The following is a 15,073-nucleotide window of genomic DNA, read 5'->3' as shown; positions in this document are numbered from 1 at the left end:
GGAAGATCCACTGGAAGACGGCGAAGGGGTAGCTTTGCCCCCTGGTCGAGGACGGGTAACGAGGGAGCCGCGGTGGACATCGTGCGGATCATGGAGGCGTTGGCCGAGCAGGGGGTCACGGTCCTGTTCAAGGCCGATGCCGAACGGATGCGCGACGGCGTCAAGCCGTGGACTTTCGTCGCGAACGGAGCCCCGTTCCACGAGGACCTGCTCGTGCGCACGGACGCCGTCTCTGTCGAGTCCTGCCTGAAGATCTGCCTGCCGCAGTTGCGCGAGCGGGGTCTGGTCATCCCGGACTGAGGCTCGGGCGGCGTTAGGCTCGACGCATGGGTGATGGGACTGCCGGGACCGTGCGCTTCGAACTGCTGGGCCCGCTACGGGCCTTGCGCGACGGCACCGAGATCCCGCTGGGCCCGCCGAAGCAGCGCGCGGTTCTCGCCGTGCTGTTGCTCCAGGAGGGGCGGACCCTGTCGTACGACGGGCTGGTCGAGGCGGTGTGGGGCGGGGCGCCGCCGGTGCATGTACGCAACCTCGTGCAGAAGTACGTCTCCGGGCTGCGCCGCGCGCTCGGGGACGGTGTGCTGCTGGAGTGGACCGGCACGGGGTACCGGCTGACCGGTGCCGTCATCGGCGACCTGGCCGAGCGGCGGCTCATGGTGGCCGAGGCGCTCATCGCGCGGGATGCCGGTGAGGTGCGGCGGGCGGTCGAACTGGCGGGTCGGGCCGAGGAGTTGTGGCGCGGTGACTTCGCGGAGGGCGTGCGGGCACCCTGGTTGGCGGCGGAGCGGCTGCGCTGGGCCGAGAAGCGGCTCACGGTCCTGGAGGCGCGGCTGGAGGGCGAGATCACGCTCGGCCGTTCCTTCGAGTACATCCACGAGCTGGTCCGCCTCGTGGCGACGCACCCTCTGCGCGAGCGGCTGGTCGAGCTGCTGATGCTCGCCCTGTGCCGCCTCGGCCGTTCCTCCGACGCGCTCACCGCCTACGAGGGCGCCCGGCAGCGGCTCGCGGAGGCGATGGGGGCGGACCCGGGACCGGCGCTGCGGTCCCTGCATGCGCGGGTGCTGCGTCAGGACCCGGAACTGCTGCCCTCGCCGGCGGTGCCGGTCGGCTGAGTCACCAGCCCCACCCCGTGGGCGAGTCGGGTCGCGGCCTGCCGGAAGAACGTGTCGCGGTCCTCGACGACCCGGTTGAACTGCCCGAACAGCTCGAACCCCACCAGCCCGAACAGCTGGGCCCAGGCCGCGACGAGCGCCGCCATCGACCCGGGCGGCAGGTCCGGGGCGAGGTCGGCGGCCATCCGCTCGGCTTCGGGGCGCAGTTCGGTCGGCAGCGGGGGCTCGCTCAGGGCGTTGTCCTGGTGGGCGTCGCGGACGATCCCGATGAAGACGAGACCGACACGGGCGGCGGCCGGGATGGTGGTGTCGGGCGCGGCGTAGCCGGGCACCGGCGAGCCGTAGATCAGCGCGTACTCGTGCGGATGCCGCAGTCCCCAGCCGCGTACCGCCTCGCACGCCGCGGTCCAGCGCTCGACCGGCCCGGCGCCCGCGGCCTTGTCGTGCGCCGCCTCCGCGCTCTCGCCGACAGAGTTGTAGGCATCGATGATGAGGTCGGTGAGCAGGTCGTCACGGCTCGGGAAGTACCGGTAGAGCGCGGACGAGACCATGCCGAGCTCACGTGCGACGGCCCGCAGCGAGAGCTTCGCGGCACCGTCGGCGGCGAGCTGTCTGCGCGCCGCGTCCTTGATGGCCGCGGTGACTTCGATCCTGGCCCGGGCACGGGCGCCGTGTGCGGTGCTCATGGGAGCCAGTCTCCCATGAATGCAGAGCAGTGCACACAAACGAGAGCGCCGAACAAAAAAGAGAGCGCTGCTCTTGCTTTGGAGCACCGTTCTGCCGCAGACTGAGGGCACAGCGAGAGCACCGCTCTCCATCCGATGGGGGTCAGCATGTCGCAGCCGTACTACCTCAAGGGCAGCCCGCTCAACGTCCGCTTCAACAGCGTCTTCGGCTGGCTGGCCCGGCACGGCCTCAGCCTGGCCGGGATGGCGGAGATGTCGGTGCGCGGCCGTAAGAGCGGCAAGATGCAGCGCATCCCGGTCAACCCGCACACGTACGACGGCGAGCAGTACCTGGTCTCGGCCCGCGGCCACTCCCAGTGGGTGCGCAACATGCGCGTGGCCGGCGGCGGGGAACTGCGGATCGGCCGCAAGGTCCGCGAGTTCACCGCGGTGGAGCTTCCCGACACGGAGAAGCTCGCGATCCTGCGGACCTACCTGGAGAAGTGGGGCTGGGAGGTCAACCAGTACTTCCAGGGGGTCACCGCGAAGTCCTCGGACGAGGAGATCGCCGCGGCCGCCCAGGACCACCCCGTCTTCCGGATCACCGTCAGGAAGTGACCTCGTCGCCGTCCGGTACCTGCCGACGGTCCAGCGCGGTCAGCACACGCTGGACCATGGGACGGCCGCGGACGAGCTCACCCAGCGTCGTGGACCCGCGGGTGATCTCCATGAACGCCCTCCAGACCGGCCGGACCCCGGTCAGCGCCGCGTGGAAGAGGCCGGGGCGGCGCTCGAACGCCATCAGCAGCCGCTTGCCGACGCTCATCTCCACGCCCAGCCCCGCCTTGATGGCGAACGCGTAGTTGAGGGCCTGACGCCGGGCGTCCACGGCGTCGTGCGCCTCGGCGATCCGCACCGCCCACTCCCCCGCGAGCCGCCCCGAACGCAGTGCGAACGAGATGCCCTCGCGCGTCCACGGCTCCAGGAGTCCCGCCGCGTCCCCGCACACCAGCACCCGGCCACGGGACATCGGCGAGTCGTCGGCCCGGCAGCGGGTCAAGTGCCCGGAGGAGATGCTCGGTTCGAACCCGGCGAGGCCGAGCCGCCCGATGAACTCCTCCAAGTACCGCTTGGTCGCGGCCCCTTCACCGCGCGCCGAGATCACCCCGACCGTGAGGGTGTCGCCCTTGGGAAAGACCCAGCCGTAACTGCCGGGCATCGGCCCCCAGTCGATGAGCACCCGACCCTGCCAGTCCTCGGCGACGGTCTCCGGCACCGGAATCTCAGCCTCCAGGCCCAGATCCACCTGGTCGAGCTTCACCCCGACATGTGCTCCTATGCGGCTGGCGCTGCCGTCCGCGCCCACGACCGCCCGCGCGAGCACCGTCTCGCCGCCCTGCAGGACCACGGCGACGGTACGCCGGTCCGGCACCGCCGTCCCGTGCTGCTCGACCCGCTGGACGGCGGCGCCCGTGCGCAGCTCGGCGCCGGCCTTCTGGGCGTGCTCGACGAGCTGGTGGTCGAACTCGGATCGATTGATCAGCCCGAACAGCATCTGCCTGGAGCGACGCGTCCGGGTGAAGCGCCCGTTGTGCGAGAAGGTCACCGCGTGCACCCGGTCCCGCAGCGGCAGCTCGAAGCCGGGCGGCAGCGAGTCGCGAGAGGGGCCGATGATGCCGCCGCCGCACGTCTTGTAGCGCGGCAGCTCCGCCTTCTCCAGCAACAACACACGACGGCCGGCCACCGCCGCCGCGTACGCGGCCGAGGCGCCTGCCGGCCCCGCACCCACCACGACGACGTCCCACACCTGCTGCGCGTCGTCCGCCGAAGAGTTCTCGCTGGTCACGATGGTCTACTGCTCCGATCAAGCCCGTTGCCGCACCTGCCTCCCGCATCCTACGACCGTCATCGTCGCAGGCCACTGTGGGAGGATCTCCGTACCCACATGTACAACGTCGCACCTACAAGGAGCGTGCCCATGTCGTCGAATCCGGTCGCCGAGACCGTCGCCTCGCTGATGCCCAGGGCGCGGGCGGAGCTCACCGAACTGGTGGCGTTCAAGTCGGTGGCGGACTTCGACCAGTTCCCCAGGAGCGAGAGCGAGGGTGCCGCCCGCTGGGTCGCCGACGCGCTCGGCGCCGAGGGCTTCCAGGACGTGGCCCTGCTCGACACCCCGGACGGCACCCAGTCGGTCTACGGCTACCTGCCGGGCCCCGCCGGCGCGAAGACGGTCCTGCTCTACGCGCACTACGACGTGCAGCCGCCGCTGGACGAGGCCGCCTGGACCACTCCGCCGTTCGAGCTGACCGAGCGCGACGGCCGCTGGTACGGACGCGGTGCCGCCGACTGCAAGGGCGGCGTGATCATGCACCTGCTCGCCCTGCGCGCACTGAAGGCCAACGGCGGCGTGCCGGTGCACGTCAAGGTGATCGCCGAGGGCTCCGAGGAGATGGGCACGGGCGGTCTGGAGCGGTACGCCGAGGAACACCCGGACCTCCTGGAGGCCGACACCATCGTCATCGGCGACGCGGGCAACTTCCGGGTCGGGCTGCCGACGGTCACCTCCACCCTGCGGGGCATGACCCTGGTCCGTGTGCAGGTCGACACGCTCCAGGGCAACCTGCACTCGGGCCAGTTCGGCGGCGCGGCGCCCGACGCGCTGGCCGCGCTGATCCGCGTACTGGACTCGCTGCGCGCCGAGGACGGTTCGACGACGGTCGACGGTCTGGCCCCCGAGACCGGGTGGGACGGACTGCAGTACGACGAGGAGCAGTTCCGCAAGGACGCGAAGGTCCTGGACGGCGTCGAGCTGATCGGCTCCGGCACGGTCGCCGACCGCATCTGGGCGCGCCCGGCCGTCACGGTCCTCGGCATCGACTGCCCGCCGGTCGTCGGCGCCACCCCGTCCGTGCAGGCGGGCGCCCGCGCCCTGGTCAGCCTGCGGGTGCCGCCGGGCGTCGACGCCGCCGAGGCGACCAAGCTGCTCCAGGCCCACCTGGAGGCGCGCACCCCGTGGGGCGCCCGGGTGCGCACCGAGCAGATCGGCCAGGGCCAGGCCTTCAGCGCCGACACGACCAGCCCGGCGTACGCGGCGATGGCCGAGGCCATGTCGGTCGCCTACCCGGGCCAGGAGATGCAGTACGCGGGGCAGGGCGGCTCCATCCCCCTGTGCAACACCCTCGCCGCCCTCTACCCGCACGCCGAGATCCTCCTCATCGGCCTGAGCGAGCCGGAGGCCCAGATCCACGCGGTGAACGAGAGCGTGTCCCCGCAGGAGCTGGAGCGCCTCTCGGTCGCGGAGGCACTGTTCCTGCGCAACTACGCGGCGAGCTGAGCGACCGGGACAGTTCTTCGACCGCCATCGCCCCTACGACCGCGCGTACACCTCCCTGTACCTGGTCCTGTGGCTGGTCACCGAGTTGTACGGCCACCGCGGCGATCAACGGTCAGCCTTCATCCGCGCGTGCGCCGACGGCGCCCGGCCGCAGGGCGTCCCGGAGGCCGCCGCCGATGTCATCGCCCGGCACGCGCGGACGGCGGCGGCGATGGACGGGTTCAGCAGGAGGTTCCAGGAGGTGAGCAGGCTGACGGCCCCGCCGTACGACTCCTGGGATCAGGGCGCCGGAACACCCGCCTCCAGATAGAGCGCCGCCCCGCGTTCCCGGGCCCGCAGCGCCCACCTCAGCCGCTCGTAGCGGACGGGCGGCAGCAGGTCGGCGGCCTCCTGCTCGGTGACGAAGCGCCAGTCCCGCAGTTCGGGCCCGGGCAGCAGCACCCGCCCCGCCTGCGCGGAGTCGAGGCGGCCGCCGTCGAAGAGGAGGCGCAGACCGCCGTAGCCGGGCGGCCGGGGCTGTTCCCAGTCGACGACGAGGAGCCGCGGCACGTCCTCCAGCCGTATCCCGGTCTCCTCGGCGACCTCGCGGATACCGGCCCGTGCGGGGGCCTCGCCGGGTTCGACGACGCCGCCGGGGAACTCCCAGCCGGCCTTGTAGGTGGGGTCGACGAGCAGCACCCGGTCCCGCTCGTCGAAGAGGAGGACTCCGGCGGCGAGGGTCTCGGCGGTCGGTTCGGGGGTCTGCACGATGTCGCAGACGGGTACGGAACCGGATCCGACCGCCTCCGCTATGCGGACGGCCGTCTCGTGCGGGGTGAGGGCGCCGTTGTCGACGGGGTGGGCGTCGGCGGTCAGCCAGGAGGCGAGGGCGGTGCGGTACGGCTCGATGTGGTCGTACGACGACTGCCGTATCCGTATGTCGCCGTGGGGCAGGTCCGGCGGGATCTCCCGCCCGGCTATTCGCTCCCGCAGGATCGTTTCGGCCGGAGCGAGAAGGAGGTGCCGGACCGTGATCCGGCGGGCGGCGAGGCCACCGAAGATCTCATCGCGGTACTCCTGGCGCAGCAGGGTCATGGGGACCACGAGGGTCCCGCCGAGCTCGGCCAGCATGGCGGCGGCCGTGTCGATCACGAGACGTCGCCAGATCGGCAGGTCCTGGAAGTCGCCGACCTCGGCGAGGTGCTTGGGCGGGAGCAGCTGCGTCAGCGCTCCGCCGATGACCTCGGGGTCGAAGAGCGTGCTGTTCGGGATCAGGTCGATCAGTTCTCGTGCGGTGGTGGTCTTCCCCGCACCGAACGCACCGTTGATCCAGACGATCACGGTTCCCCCTCTTCTGTTGGCCCCCTGAGGCTTGCCCGCTTCACCCTGCCACGGAAACCAGCCCCAGTTGAGGGGGCGCATACGACGGCGCCGGCACCCCCTGACGCGAGGGGTGCCGGCGCCGTGTTCCGGTCGGCCTCAGCCGTTCTGCCCGAGGGCGGTGTCGTCGACGGAGAGGCTGTCGCTGGCGATCGTGTCGCCGAGCGTGCTGACGGTCTTGTCCACGTCGAGGTCGGGCAGGTCGTCCCCGAGCGCGTGCGACGGGGTGACAGCGGCGACGACGAAACCGGTGGCCATGGTGGCGATGGCGAGCATGGTGCGCTTCTTCATGCCCGGATCAACGGCACGGGCGACCGGGAGTCACGGGAACACCGACGAATGCGCCCGGCGTGCGGACGCGAGTGCCCGGGTCCGGCGCGCGGCGGCGCCAGGGTCCGGGCACTCGTGGGTCTGCCGGATCTCACTCCTCGCCAGGCACCTTTCCCGGCTTCGGCCGGCTGCGGAGTCCCCCATGCCCCGGGTCGGCGCCCGGCCCCTCGCCGGGCATCGGACCGGTCGTGGGACCCTCGCCGGGCATCAGCCCGCTGTCGGCCCGCTCCCCGGGCATCGTCCCCAGCGGCTGCTCACCGTTCGGCACGGGCTCGGCCGGCACTGCCTGCGGGGCGAGCAGGCCCGCTGAATCCGGTCGGCCGGCTCCGGTGGCCGATACCGGACCCGACAGTCGCCCGGCGGGTCCGGCCGGCGAGTGAACGTTCCTGCCGAGGACCCGTCAGACCGGGGCCACGTCCGTCCGCTTCGCGAGCGCGGCTGCCGCCGCACCCACCAGACCCGCGTCGGTGCCCATCTGGGCCGGTGTGACCACCAGACGCTGTACGAAGGACAGGGTGGCGTAGTCGGTCAGGGCCTTGCGCAGCGGCGTGAAGAGGACGTCGCCCGCCTTGCCCACACCGCCGCCGATCACGGCGATGTCGATCTCGACGAGTGTCGCGGTGGCGGCGATGCCGGCGGCGAGGGCCTGGGCGGCCCGTTCGAAGGAGGCCACGGCGACCGGGTCGCCGGCCCGGGCGGCGGCGGCGACCGCCGCCGCCGAGGTGTCGCCGTCGGGGCCGGGGCGCCAGCCGTTCTCGACAGCCCGGCGGGCGATGTTCGGACCGCTCGCGATGCGCTCCACACAGCCGCGCGAACCGCATGCGCACGGGTCGCCGTCGATGTCCACGCTGATGTGGCCGATGTGGCCCGCGTTGCCCGTCGGCCCGGGATGCAGACGGCCGCCCAGGACCAGACCGCCGCCGACGCCCGTCGAGACGACCATGCACAGCGCGTTGTCGTGGCCGCGGGCCGCGCCCTGCCAGTGCTCGGCCGCGGTGATCGCCACGCCGTCGCCGATCAGCTCGACAGGCAGCCCGCCCGTCGCCTCCCGGACCCGCCGGACCAGCGGATAGTCGCGCCAGCCCGGCACGTTCACCGGGCTCACGGTGCCCGCGGAGGCGTCCACGGGCCCCGCGCTGCCGATGCCGAGGGCGGAGGCACGTCCCCACAGCGGCGACGCGGTGAGCTCGCCGAGCACCTCCTCGACGGCACCCATCACGGTCTCGCCGTCCTCCTTGGCGGGCGTGGCGCGCTGGGCTCGCACCAGGATCCGGCCCTGGTCGTCGACCAGCGCTCCGGCGATCTTGGTGCCGCCGATGTCGAGCGCGGCCACGAGGTCGGTGTGCATCAGTGTGTGATCTCCCGGTCAACCATGAGCAAGGGTGGGCCGATCCCGGGGTGGGGGCACGGAACCGGAGATTACGGTGGACAGTGTCCCCCGCATCTGACAACGTTGTCCAGGCTCTATGCTCGACGCCACATCCTCATACAAAATCATGGACGCCGCACCTTTCTCGGACGACAGGAACAGGACGCCGCATCGTGCCCGACTCCACCCGCCGCGCAGACCGCCTCTCCGCCTCGCGTTACGGCAACCGTCCGACGATGAAGGACGTGGCCGCGCGCGCCGGGGTCGGCCTCAAGACGGTCTCCCGTGTGGTCAATGGCGAGCCGGGCGTCACACCGGAGACCGAGCGCCGGGTCCAGGAGGCCATCGACGCGCTCGGCTTCCGCCGCAACGACAGCGCGCGGGTGCTGCGCAAGGGCAGCACCGCCAGCATCGGGCTGGTCCTGGAGGACCTCGCGGACCCCTTCTACGGGCCCCTGAGCCGTTCCGTCGAGGAGGTGGCCCGTGCCCACGGCGCCCTGTTGATCAACGGCTCCAGCGCGGAGGACCCGGAGCGTGAGCAGGAGTTGGTCCTGGCGCTCTGCGCACGGCGGGTGGACGGCCTGGTGGTCATCCCGGCCGGTGACGACCACCGGTATCTGGAGCCCGAACTGAAGGCGGGCGTCGCCACGGTGTTCGTGGACCGTCCGGCCGGACAGATCGACGCCGACGTCGTCCTCTCCGACAACTTCGGCGGCGCCCGCGACGGCGTCGCCCACCTCATCGCCCACGGGCACCGCCGGATCGGCTTCATCGGCGACATGCCCCGCATCCACACCGCCGCCGAGCGGCTGCGCGGCTACCGGGCCGCCATGGAGGACGCGGGCATACCGGTCGAGGACGCCTGGATGTCCCTCGGCGTCACGGACCCCGAGCGGGTGCGCCGGGCGGCCGAGCAGATGCTCTCGGGGCCGACGCCGGTCACCGCGGTCTTCGCGGGCAACAACCGGGTGACGGTCACCGTGATCCGCGTCCTCGCCGAGCATCCCCGCCGCGTCGCCCTGGTCGGCTTCGACGACATCGAGCTCGCCGACCTGCTCCAGCCGGGCGTCACCGTCGTCGCCCAGGACGCCGCAGCGCTCGGCCGCACCGCCGCCGAGCGCCTCTTCCGCCAGCTCGACGGCACCCTGGTCGTCCCGGAACGCATCGAGCTGCCCACCCGCCTGATCACCCGCGGCTCGGGCGAACTGCCGCCGGCGGACTGAGCGGCCGATGGAGCGGCGCACCCGCGAGGCAGCTCAGCCCGAACAGGTCCCGGACGATCACGCGAACGGTCCGTCACAGCCGGGCCCGGCACCCGAGGCGACGCCAGGCGAACCACGGCAGCCCCAGCCGACCCTGGACGGACACGTGGGCTCTGCGTCACAGCCGGGTTCGGCGTCGGAGCGCCCCTCGCGGCTGTCTTCGGTCGCGCCCGGCCGCCGGAGCGGCGTACGAGACTGTGGCCCCGCCCCGGACGCCCGCACCCTGGAGGCCCTGGGACTGGCCGAGGCGCCGCGTGATCATCCGCTGCGCTACCCGGGTGCCTGGCCGGCCGACTCCGGGCTCCTGGACGGGGACCGTCTCCTGCCCTTGGACCGGCTGTTGCACGAGGGCCGCGCCCCCGTCCTCGCCGTCGGCTCCAACGCCAGCCCGGCCCAACTGCGCCACAAGATGGCCGAGTACGGGATCACCTCCCCCATCCCGATGGTGCGGACCCGTGTCACGGGCATCGACGTCGGCGTCTCCGCGCATGTGAGCCTGCTGGGGTATGTGTCGGCATCGCCGGTCGACGCACCCGCTGCCGTACGGGAGTTGTTCGTCACCTGGCTCGACGCGGAGCAGTTGGCGGTGGTCGACGCGAGCGAGGGGGTACCGCTGCCGACCGGCAACTACCAGCGTGTCTGGCTGCCCTCCCCCGAGGTACGGATCGAGCTGGCGGACGGCACGCGACTCCCGGGCGTGTACGTGTACGTCAACCGCCACGGCGTCCTCCACGACGGCACCGGCGCCCCCCGCACCCACCCGGGCCAGCGGGCGCTGCTCACCGAACTCCTCGTCGGCTCCGCCCGGTTGAGGGAACTGTTCGGGGTCACGCCCGAGGAGTTCTGTACCCGGGCACGGGCCGACCGAGGACTGTGCCGGCAGGGCACGCGGCTCTTCAAGGAGGAGAAGCTGGTGACCTCCTCCGGCCTGGAGCGCCACGTGCGGGCTCAGCAGACCGGGAGCCCCGGCACCGGTTCGTCGTTGTCGCCGCCCTTGATGTAGACGTCGCTGACGTAGACATTCGTGTTGCCGCTGTCGTCGTCCGTCCTGGCCCACCAGACGTTGGTCCACTCGCCGTCCGTCACCCGGCGGCCCAAATTCTGCTGGCAGTAGAAGTAGTTGGTGCCCGCGTGGAGGATGCCGACCTTCGTGCCGGAGGCGGTGTAGGAGTCGGCGGTCTTCCAGACCGTGCAGTTGTACTTGCCCCCGCCGGTGGAAGAGCAGGCCGGGGCGAGTGTCGGCGCGCCACCGCCGCCCGTCGCGCCACCGTCGCCCGAGGTCCCGCCGTCGCCGCCGCCCGAGGTCTTCGTCGGGGAGGACGTGGTGGCTCGACCCGTGGGGGTGCTCTCGGTCGTGCGGCTCGGTGACCCGGTCGCCGTCGGGGTCTTCTCGTCCTCTTTCCCGGTGGGCTTGGGGTCGCCCGTGCGGACGGCGCCGCCCCGGCCGCTCGCCGAGGAGGTGGCTCCGATGCCGGTGGCGGACGCCGCCGGTCGCGCGCCCGTCTCCTTGTCGCCGCTGTTGTTCAGCAGGGCGACGGTGACGCCGGCCGACGCCAGGACGACGGTGACGGCCGCCGCGGCGAGGAGCATCCGGCCCTTGCCGCGGGAGGGCCGGGTGGTGTCCACGGGTCCGGTGTCAGCCGGGTCCAGCGGTCCCCGGGCGGCTGCTCCGAAGCCGTGCGCAGACGGACCCGCGTGGCCGGGAGCACCGTAACCCTGCGGGGCGGGGACACCCTGGCCGGAAGGGCCGAAGCCCTCCGAGCCCGGTCCACCCGTCGCAGAGCCCTGTCCTGCCGGAGCGATCGGCGTCACCGGCCCGAACCCCGGCGGCACCGAGGGCACACCGCGCTCCGTCTCCGCCGACCCGGCCCCCGCCGTACCCCGCAGCGTCGTCGTCGGTGAATCCGTGCCGCCCGCGTCCGCGACCGCCTGCAGCAGTTCCCGCGCCTCCTCCGCCTCCGGGCGGCCCTCGGGCCGCTTGTCCATCAGCCGCCGGAGCACGGGCCCGAGCGCTCCCGCGCGACCGGGTTCCGGAAGCGGCTCGGTGACGATCGCGGTGAGGGTGGAGAACGTGGACGTGCGGCGGAAGGGCGAGGAGCCCTCCACCGTGGCGTACAGCGTGGCGCCCAGGGCCCAGATGTCGGAGGCCGGGCCGGGGTCGGCGCCCTGGGCACGTTCGGGTGCCAAGTAGTCGAGGGAGCCGACGAGTTCGCCGCTGTGGGTGAGGTGGGTGGCGGAGCCGTCGCCCGGGTCCTCCATCGTCGCGATGCCGAAGTCGGTGAGGACGACCCGGCCCGACCGGTCGAGCAGGATGTTGCCGGGCTTCACGTCCCGGTGCAGGACGCCGACGCGGTGGGCCGCCGCCAGCGCGTCCATGACCTTGGCGCCGATCCCGGCCGCCTCGGCCGGGTCGAGGGTGCCGCGCTCGCGCAGGACGTCGTCCAGGGAGGGGCCGTCGACCAGCTCCATGACGATCAGCGGGCGGCCGTCGACCTCGGTCACGTCGTGGACGGCGACGACGCCGGGATGGCGCACCCGGGCGGCGGCGCGGGCTTCGCGCTGCATGCGCAGCCGCAGGCCGGCGAGCTCGGGGCCCTCGGAGTCGGTGTAGGTGCGCAGTTCCTTGACGGCGACCTCACGGCCGAGGACCTCGTCGACGGCCCGCCAGACCACGCCTATGCCGCCCCGGCCGAGCTGCGCCACGACGCGATAGCGCCCGGCCAGCACTCGGCCGGTCTCCTCCGTCCGCCCGTTCTCCCCCGATGACACCGTCGCCCCGTTCCTGTGGCCCGTCCGTGCGTGTCGCCCAGACTAATCCGTCACGCACGGCTCCTCGGGTGCCGCCCGTCACTCGTAGACGGTCGCCGCACGCAGCGCCCGGGCCAGGAAGGTCCAGTCGCCCCCGGCGGGGAGGTCCTTGTCGAAGTTCCGGTACCAGCCCCCCGCGTCGTCGATCCAGGCCGAGAGCGCCTCCAGGAAGGTGTCGAGGGTGCGGTTCTCCCACTCGTCACCCCGCTGGAGACACTCCTCGTGCAGTGCGCGGACGAACGCGGCCAGTTCCTCGCGGGTGCGTATCTCGTCATCGGGTGCGAGCGTCATGGCCGCAATCTACGGGCCCTACTGGCCGGAGATCGTCAGGTCACCGCGCCGGGGTGCCGCGAAGCGCTCCAGGTCGGTCCTGGTCAGGCCGGTCAGGCGGGCGACCTCGGCGATATCGAGGGCGCCGCAGTCCAGGCCGCGCAGCAGATAGCCGCCGAGGGCCTTGGCGGTGGCGGGCTCGTCCATGACGTCGCCGCCGGTGTGGTTGGCGTAGCGGGCGAGACGGGCGGCGGCCTGCTCGAAGCCCTCGCGGTAGAAGGCGAAGACTGCGGCGTACCGGGTCGGGATGTGGCCGGGGTGCATGTCCCAGCCCTGGTAGTAGGCGCGCGACAGGGCGCGGCGGGTGAGGCCGTAGTGCAGGCGCCAGGCGTCGTGGACCTTCGCGGTCGGGCCGATCGGCAGGACGTTCGTGGAGCCGTCGCAGACGCGTACGCCGGTGCCCGCGGCCGCGACCTGCATGATCGCCTTGGCGTGGTCGGCGGCCGGGTGGTCGCTGGCCTGGTAGGCGGCGGAGACGCCGAGGCAGGCGCTGTAGTCGAAGGTGCCGTAGTGCAGACCGGTGGCGCGGCCCTCGGCGGCCTGGATCATCCGGGCGACCGTGGCGGTGCCGTCGGTGGCGAGGATGGACTGGCTGGTCTCGATCTGGATCTCGAAGCCGATCCGGCCGGGCTCGAGACCGCGCGCCTTCTCGAACTCCTCAAGGAGGCGCACCATGGCGGTGACCTGCTCGGCGTAGGTCACCTTGGGCAGCGTGAGGACGAGCCCCTCGGGCAGGCCACCGGCCTCCATCAGGCCGGTGAGGAAGATGTCCAGGGTGCGGATGCCGCGGTCGCGTACCGCCGTCTCCATGCACTTCATGCGGATGCCCATGTACGGGGCCGCCGTGCCGTTCCGGTACGCCTCGGCGATCAGGCGGGCGGAACGAGCCGCGTCCTGGTCCTCGTCCTTGCCCTGGTAGCCGTCCTCGAAGTCCACCCGCAGGTCCTCGATGGGCTCGCGCGCCAGCTTGGCGCGCACCCGGGAGTACACCGGTTCGGCGAGTTCGTCGGACAGGCCCAGTACGGCGGCGAAGGACGCGGCGTCCGGGGCGTGTTCGTCGAGGGCGGTCAGGGCCCGGTCGCCCCAGGAGCGCAGGGTGTCGGCGGCGAAGGCATCACCGGGGACGTAGACGGTGTGGACGGGCTGGCGGGTGCCGGGGTCACCGGGGTAGCGGCGCTCCAGCTCGGCGTCGACCGGCGCGAGGGAGGCACTGATCTCCTCGCTGACGGCACCCGCGAGGCTCGTCGCCACCTGCTCCTGCTGGCCCTGGCCCATGCCACACCCTCCTATTTTCCGCTCTACGGAATCAACAATCCGTAGAGCGAAGTTATCCGTGGAGTTCCTGCCGGTCAACACCCGTCCGCAGCATGAGTCACCACAGTCATTCCAGACGCCCTCTTTCGCACTCCGGTTCGGGCCTTCATCCTGACCCGTCGGGAGGGGATTACATGTCGCACACCAACAGAATGACGCGCCGCATGGGTCTGAGAACCATGGTGGCCGCGGCGGTCGCCGTGCCGCTGATGGCCTCGATGCCGGCCTCCGTCGCCAGGTCGGGCAACCGCCGGATGGAGGTCATGACGTTCAACCTGCGCTTCGCGAGCACCTCCGAACCCCACAGCTGGGCCGCCCGCCGCCCGGTGATGCGCGAGCTGTTACGGCGCGAGTCCCCCACACTCATCGGCACCCAGGAGGGCCTCTACCAGCAGCTGCGGGACATCCACACCGACCTCGGCCCGCACTACGACTGGATCGGCACCGGCCGCGAGGGCGGCAGCCACGACGAGTCCACGGCGATCTTCTACGACAACCGCCGGCTGTCCCCCGTCGAGCACGACACGTACTGGCTCTCCGACACCCCCAGGAGCATCGGCTCGAACACCTGGGGAGCCGCCCTCCCCCGGATCGTCACCTGGGTCCGCTTTCGTGAACGCGCCCGTGGCGGGCGCCAGTTCCACGTCCTCAACACCCACTTCGACCATGTGAGCCAGTACGCGCGTGAGCGTTCCGCGTCGTTCGTCGCCGAGCGGATCGCGGAACTCGCCCGTTCCTCCCCGGTCATCGTGACCGGCGACTTCAACGCGGCGGCCGGGAACAACCAGGCCTACGACACGCTCCTGAGCGCCGGACTCGTCGACACCTGGGACGCCGCGGCCGACCCCGGTGAGCTGTACGCGACCTTCCACGGCTACAAGCCGCTCACTCCCGGCGGCGAACGCATCGACTGGATCCTCGCCACGTCCGGCGCCACCGTCCACCGCGCCCGGATCAACACCTTCGCGCGGGACGGGCAGTTCCCGAGCGATCATCTGCCGGTGCAGGCCTCGCTCACCCTGGCATGAGAGGAGGCCCCCGCGAACCGCTCGGAGAGCGGCCACGGGGGCCTCGTCACGCCTGGGTGCGGATCAGCCCTTGCGGGTGTTGATCTCCTCGGTGAGGGCGGGGACGACGTCGAAGAGGTCGCCGACGACGCCGTAGTCGACGAGGTCGAAGATCGGGGCCTC

At 72.2% G+C, this 15,073-nt stretch carries 15 protein-coding genes and 1 pseudogene; 7 read left to right on the top strand and 9 right to left on the bottom strand.

Translation table 11 applies throughout. The features are described from left to right. Positions 1-72: 72 nt before the first annotated feature. A complete protein-coding gene (locus tag TN53_RS09800; protein WP_046258064.1) occupies positions 73-300 on the top strand; it encodes a hypothetical protein in 228 nt (75 codons plus the stop codon). Positions 301-326: 26 nt separating this feature from the next. After that, the gene (locus TN53_RS09795; protein ID WP_095046400.1) at positions 327-1,112 is read left to right on the top strand and encodes an AfsR/SARP family transcriptional regulator; all 786 of its coding nucleotides are present in this window, start codon (positions 327-329) and stop codon (positions 1,110-1,112) included. Here TN53_RS09795 and TN53_RS09790 read toward each other — a convergent pair. Further along, positions 1,067-1,798 carry a TetR/AcrR family transcriptional regulator gene (locus tag TN53_RS09790; protein WP_046258063.1) on the bottom strand — a complete coding sequence of 244 codons (732 nt, stop codon included), beginning with the start codon at positions 1,796-1,798 and terminating at the stop codon, positions 1,067-1,069. The genes TN53_RS09795 and TN53_RS09790 overlap by 46 nt on opposite strands. A 147-nt stretch (positions 1,799-1,945) precedes the next feature. Between TN53_RS09790 and TN53_RS09785 the strand changes: the two genes are divergently transcribed. Further along, entirely contained in the window at positions 1,946-2,395 is a 450-nt protein-coding gene (locus tag TN53_RS09785) for a nitroreductase family deazaflavin-dependent oxidoreductase (protein WP_095046416.1), read from the top strand. Here the strand turns inward: TN53_RS09785 and TN53_RS09780 are convergent. Continuing rightward, complete coding sequence (locus tag TN53_RS09780) at positions 2,385-3,623, bottom strand: geranylgeranyl reductase family protein (RefSeq protein WP_046258061.1); 1,239 nt, start codon at positions 3,621-3,623, stop codon at positions 2,385-2,387. The two genes, TN53_RS09785 and TN53_RS09780, sit on opposite strands and share 11 nt — an antisense overlap. 132 nt (positions 3,624-3,755) lie before the next feature. Here TN53_RS09780 and TN53_RS09775 point away from each other — a divergent pair, with 132 nt between their 5' ends. Then, on the top strand, positions 3,756-5,111 hold the full coding sequence (locus TN53_RS09775) for a dipeptidase (RefSeq protein ID WP_046258060.1): 1,356 nt from the start codon (positions 3,756-3,758) through the stop codon (positions 5,109-5,111). A gap of 279 nt (positions 5,112-5,390) precedes the next feature. Here the strand turns inward: TN53_RS09775 and TN53_RS09765 are convergent, their stop codons facing one another. The 3 genes from TN53_RS09765 to TN53_RS09755 all read right to left on the bottom strand — a co-directional run bounded on the left by TN53_RS09765 (position 5,391) and on the right by TN53_RS09755 (position 8,148). Next, positions 5,391-6,431: an NUDIX hydrolase gene (locus TN53_RS09765; RefSeq protein WP_046258058.1), complete on the bottom strand. Its 1,041-nt coding sequence runs from the start codon at positions 6,429-6,431 to the stop codon at positions 5,391-5,393. Positions 6,432-6,569: 138 nt separating this feature from the next. Beyond that, positions 6,570-6,761, bottom strand: coding sequence for a hypothetical protein (locus TN53_RS09760; RefSeq protein WP_046258057.1), 192 nt, complete (start codon positions 6,759-6,761; stop codon positions 6,570-6,572). 439 nt (positions 6,762-7,200) lie between these two features. Continuing rightward, positions 7,201-8,148, bottom strand: a complete 948-nt coding sequence (locus tag TN53_RS09755; RefSeq protein ID WP_046258056.1) for an ROK family protein — start codon at positions 8,146-8,148, stop codon at positions 7,201-7,203. Between the two features lie 194 nt (positions 8,149-8,342). Here TN53_RS09755 and TN53_RS09750 point away from each other — a divergent pair, with 194 nt between their 5' ends. Then, positions 8,343-9,392 (top strand): LacI family DNA-binding transcriptional regulator, encoded by a 1,050-nt coding sequence (locus TN53_RS09750; RefSeq protein WP_046258055.1) that lies wholly within the window; start codon positions 8,343-8,345, stop codon positions 9,390-9,392. 262 nt (positions 9,393-9,654) lie between these two features. Next, complete coding sequence (locus tag TN53_RS09745) at positions 9,655-10,434, top strand: hypothetical protein (protein ID WP_046258157.1); 780 nt, start codon at positions 9,655-9,657, stop codon at positions 10,432-10,434. On the opposite strand, the gene TN53_RS09740 is transcribed toward TN53_RS09745, so the two are convergent. The 3 genes from TN53_RS09740 to TN53_RS09730 form a co-directional block, all read right to left on the bottom strand. Further along, positions 10,380-12,200: a serine/threonine-protein kinase gene (locus TN53_RS09740; protein ID WP_046258054.1), complete on the bottom strand. Its 1,821-nt coding sequence runs from the start codon at positions 12,198-12,200 to the stop codon at positions 10,380-10,382. The genes TN53_RS09745 and TN53_RS09740 overlap by 55 nt on opposite strands. A 78-nt stretch (positions 12,201-12,278) precedes the next feature. Next, positions 12,279-12,530: a DUF7660 family protein gene (locus TN53_RS09735; RefSeq protein WP_046258053.1), complete on the bottom strand. Its 252-nt coding sequence runs from the start codon at positions 12,528-12,530 to the stop codon at positions 12,279-12,281. A gap of 18 nt (positions 12,531-12,548) precedes the next feature. After that, complete coding sequence (locus tag TN53_RS09730; protein ID WP_046258052.1) at positions 12,549-13,844, bottom strand: DUF6986 family protein; 1,296 nt, start codon at positions 13,842-13,844, stop codon at positions 12,549-12,551. 203 nt (positions 13,845-14,047) lie between these two features. On the opposite strand from TN53_RS09730, the gene TN53_RS09725 reads away from it, so the two are divergent. Next, complete coding sequence (locus TN53_RS09725) at positions 14,048-14,911, top strand: endonuclease/exonuclease/phosphatase family protein (RefSeq protein ID WP_420719091.1); 864 nt, start codon at positions 14,048-14,050, stop codon at positions 14,909-14,911. 63 nt (positions 14,912-14,974) lie between these two features. Here TN53_RS09725 and TN53_RS44810 read toward each other — a convergent pair. Beyond that, positions 14,975-15,073, bottom strand: a pseudogene (locus TN53_RS44810) (electron transfer flavoprotein subunit alpha/FixB family protein); the annotation flags it as partial.

It is taken from the genome of Streptomyces sp. WM6386 (genome assembly GCF_000972385.1).
Lineage (GTDB): Bacteria > Actinomycetota > Actinomycetes > Streptomycetales > Streptomycetaceae > Streptomyces.
Note: the sequence above shows the minus strand (reverse complement) of the source record. Positions and strands in the feature narration are given on the sequence as shown.

Coding starts and splice junctions, on each gene's coding strand:
- TN53_RS09790 (WP_046258063.1), bottom strand. CDS start 1,798: ATGAGCACCGCACACGGCGCCCGTGCCCGGGCCAGGATCGAAGTCACC.
- TN53_RS09760 (WP_046258057.1), bottom strand. CDS start 6,761: ATGAAGAAGCGCACCATGCTCGCCATCGCCACCATGGCCACCGGTTTC.
- TN53_RS09755 (WP_046258056.1), bottom strand. CDS start 8,148: ATGCACACCGACCTCGTGGCCGCGCTCGACATCGGCGGCACCAAGATC.
- TN53_RS09775 (WP_046258060.1), top strand. CDS start 3,756: ATGTCGTCGAATCCGGTCGCCGAGACCGTCGCCTCGCTGATGCCCAGG.
- TN53_RS09725 (WP_420719091.1), top strand. CDS start 14,048: ATGGGTCTGAGAACCATGGTGGCCGCGGCGGTCGCCGTGCCGCTGATG.
- TN53_RS09795 (WP_095046400.1), top strand. CDS start 327: ATGGGTGATGGGACTGCCGGGACCGTGCGCTTCGAACTGCTGGGCCCG.
- TN53_RS09730 (WP_046258052.1), bottom strand. CDS start 13,844: ATGGGCCAGGGCCAGCAGGAGCAGGTGGCGACGAGCCTCGCGGGTGCC.
- TN53_RS09785 (WP_095046416.1), top strand. CDS start 1,946: ATGTCGCAGCCGTACTACCTCAAGGGCAGCCCGCTCAACGTCCGCTTC.
- TN53_RS09735 (WP_046258053.1), bottom strand. CDS start 12,530: ATGACGCTCGCACCCGATGACGAGATACGCACCCGCGAGGAACTGGCC.